This window comes from Vibrio clamense (genome assembly GCF_050337905.1).
Lineage (GTDB): Bacteria > Pseudomonadota > Gammaproteobacteria > Enterobacterales > Vibrionaceae > Vibrio > Vibrio cortegadensis.
The window spans coordinates 1-3,511 of record NZ_JAKJTJ010000053.1; the positions used below are offsets into that span (position 1 = coordinate 1).

4 protein-coding genes are annotated in these 3,511 nt (G+C 40.3%); all 4 read right to left on the minus strand.

Going from position 1 to position 3,511, the window contains the following annotated elements; all coding sequences use genetic code 11:
* A partial coding sequence (locus L4C39_RS19885; protein ID WP_429747712.1) for a hypothetical protein occupies positions 1–268 on the minus strand: 268 nt, incomplete at its 3' end.
* A 1,284-nt stretch (positions 269–1,552) separates the two neighbouring features.
* Positions 1,553–2,497 carry an abortive infection family protein gene (locus L4C39_RS19890; protein ID WP_429747714.1) on the minus strand — a complete coding sequence of 315 codons (945 nt, stop codon included), beginning with the start codon at positions 2,495–2,497 and terminating at the stop codon, positions 1,553–1,555.
* Positions 2,498–2,650: 153 nt separating this feature from the next.
* Positions 2,651–3,106 (minus strand): Imm26 family immunity protein, encoded by a 456-nt coding sequence (locus tag L4C39_RS19895; protein ID WP_429747716.1) that lies wholly within the window; start codon positions 3,104–3,106, stop codon positions 2,651–2,653.
* A 164-nt stretch (positions 3,107–3,270) separates the two neighbouring features.
* Positions 3,271–3,511 (minus strand): hypothetical protein (locus L4C39_RS19900; protein WP_429747718.1); only part of this gene is annotated, 241 nt, incomplete at its 5' end.

Sequence of the window (3,511 nt, forward strand, 5' to 3'; positions counted from 1 at the left end):
CCAATGGAAGTAACGTGTCTGACGATAGCCTCTCAATTTCCAAATATTCTAAGTTTTGCAGTTCTGCTATTTCACTAAGGAATTCACCGTTTACCTGCTTGGCTGACAAACGTGTAATTTGTTGTGAAAATGAACTGATGCCTTTGTGTGATTTTCCTTCACGATAAAATGAAACCCAACGCCAATCTAACTCAATGTCATTTATGTTGGTGACACAACGAGACCATTCCGACCAGTTCTGATTACATCTATACTTATCATTAATCATATTATTTTCGACCAAGCTAATACTGAGCCCTAACGCCCAATTAAGGTGCGACAACGCTATAACACCCAAGCTAAACCATTGCACCGTAAACACAAATTTCAAACCGGAGTAAACTCGCCACGCGTTGGGAGTCACTCTTAAATTGTTTGTTATATTGCCCGCACGACAGAGCCAAGTTTAGCGCCAAGGTGCTGAATTGGTTACAAATCTACTGGCTTTGAACTCAGAAGTAAAATGGATAGTTCGAAACTCAATCATAGACAGTAAAGCACACTTGGCTAAGAAGCGAAATGAGCTGAAATTGGAGAAATTTGAGTAGCCTGAGTGACAAAGAATTCGAACGAGAAACCTGACGACAAAGCGCGCTGAAACCACAATTTTCAGTGAAGTTTCCACGAAAAAGAAGCCGCGCAAAATGAACTTGAGCCAGCAAACTTACTAACGAGGAGACTTGCGTGACGTTGCAGCTAATTAACCACCACACTTTCTACGTGCGATGGTCATTTTGATGGCAACTTTCACGAAACGAACAGGTGTGTAGCTTGAACGCAGAACAAAGATAAACGGATAATTTAACTCTTTGAATCTTATGCAATATAACGCCCAATTAAGGTGCGATAACGCTATAAAACCCAGACTAAACCATTGCGCCGTAAACACAAAATTCAAATCGGAGTAAAATCGGCAAGCGTTAGGAGTCACTCTTAAATTGTTTGTTATATTGCCCGCACGATAGAGCCAAGTTTAGCGCCAAGGTGCTGAATTGGTTACAAATCTACTGGCTTTGAACTCAGAAGTAAAACGGATAGTTCGAAACTAAACCATAGACAACAAAACGCACTTGGCAAAGAAGCGAAATGAGCTGAAATAGGAGAAATTTGAGTACCCTGAGTGACAAAGAATTCGAACGAGAAACCTGACGACAAAGCGCTCTGAAACCACAATTTTCAATGAAATTTCCACGAAAAAGAAGCAGCGCAAAATGAACGTGAGCCAGCAAACTTACTAACGAGGAGACTTGCGTGACGTTGCAGCTAATTAACCACCACACTTTCTACGTGCGATGGTCATTTTGATGGCAACTTTCACGAAACGAACAGGTGTGTAGCTTGAACGCAGAACAAAGATAAACGGATAATTTAACTCTTTGAATCTTATGCAATATAACGCCCAATTAAGGGGTGAACAACGCCTATACCCAAGCCTAAAGTATTGTACCGTAAACACTAAATTTGAAGTAGAAGCAAAAGTGCCAAGCGTTGAGAATCCCTCTTAAATTGCTTGTTAACTTTCTTTTTCGCACCGACCAAGAAATACAATGTTAGTTGCTGTCAGGTGTAGGGTATAACTCACCATATTTTCAGAAACATTCTTAATTTCGGCACCTTGACCGTGACCTCCCTCTTTGTTTCGTACAGTTGGTACACCACTTTCGAGTAAAGCTCTAAATTGGGAAAACTGCTCTTGCATATAACCAGGGATCAGGTCATTAGTTAAGCAAATATTGATTAGTTTTTTCGCAGTATCGTTCTTCCCAAACTGCCAGCCTCTTTTTTCACATATAGCTTTCATCATACTTTCAAACGATTTCAGGCAATCGACTAGTGCTTCTTTATATCGCTGGTTACGATAATGCGTATGTGCAGAAAGAAACTCGTCTTTAGCTCCAGCATAGGCTTTTTCGCCTTGTAATATCATTAAAGCAGGCTTAACGACTTCACTATGAATAAATTGGGAATCAATTTTAACAATTTCTCCAGATAAAAATTCATACCCAACACCAGATTCTTTGAACCTATGGTTCAACTCTTCAATGGCATCATCAGCCTTTTGCTTCGTATCTGCATCACGTGAATATTGATTTTGATTAGGCTTTATATGTAATTCTACGTATTTAAAAGTTAGCTCTATAATGTCTAAGCATTCTTCAAAATTCTCCGTATTCAAGAAATAGTTATAAACCGCCTCAAAGTTGCTAACATACTGTTGCTTTGAAAGAGAAAATACCCCGTACTCTTTACACAAGGTTTCATGAATTCTTTTATAAATGACTTCAGATACTGTCGGTCCACCATAATGTGAATCGTTTTCTCTCGTTCCCACTGTTGCTTTGATGACATGAACTATTTGAACCCTTAACTTGTTAGGGATTTCTTTATATTGATAGACATCTGGCACATCACCACGAGCTTTCTTTTGTCTTGATGAAAACAACTCAAAAATTGCCATTTATTCTCCTTTTCGATGAAATTGACTAGAAAGTTAACGCCCAATTAAGGTGCGACAACGCTATAACACCCAAACTAAACCACTGCACCGTAAACACAAAATTCAAATCGGAGTAAACTCGCCACGCGTTGGGAGTCACTCTTAAATTGTTTGTTATGCCTGTCTGTCAGCACGCAATAAAGTCGTCCACTTACACTCATTACCCTCACTAAGAGAGAGCAACCTATCTTCTACATGCTCTCTGTCCCAAACGGCTGCACACTCGAGTTCCAAGCACTCTGACTTTTCAGCTGATGTCTCTTGAGCACCAGAGTATATCGAGAATTTTTTAGATATTAAGTCGAATTTGTAGAACTTCTGATGAGAATGAAACAAAGCATGATCTTCTAACTTTCCAACTTTGTTCCACCCCTGCTCTCCAAGAGCAAGCTTCATTACCCAAATACAGAATACAGGTCCATCGAACAGCGATATAAAGTCCTGTTGGGGCTTCGAAAAAACCTGTTTAGAGAAAGCTACAACTGGTTCATTAAGAATTAAACCATATCCGAAATATCCATTTTCGAGCGGTATCTCCACGACTTTTCCAATTTCGCAGTTTTTCGCCATTTTTTGCTTTCTCCTAAAAGGCATAACGCCGCATTAAGGGGTGAACAACGCCTCCACCCAACCTAAAGCATTGTACCGTAAACACTAAATTTGAAGTAGATGCAAAAATGCCGAGCGTTGAGAATCCCTCTTAAATGCTTTGTTATATGGTCCTTGCAACGTAACTAATTTTTGACGTTCATTTCTTTTGCTCGGTCATAGCAAGCACCGCAAAGTAGTGTTACGCCAGCAAAGGCTTCAGATTCATCATTCCACTCACCACCATCGCTATTTACTTTGTCTTCGCAAGCACTGCACCATGAATCTGGTCGTTCATTCCCAGGCTCAGGTTCTGCCGACCAGAATCCCCTCGGCTTTCCGTCGCGAAGGCTTTCTACGACATGCTGACATACATACGTAGCCTGC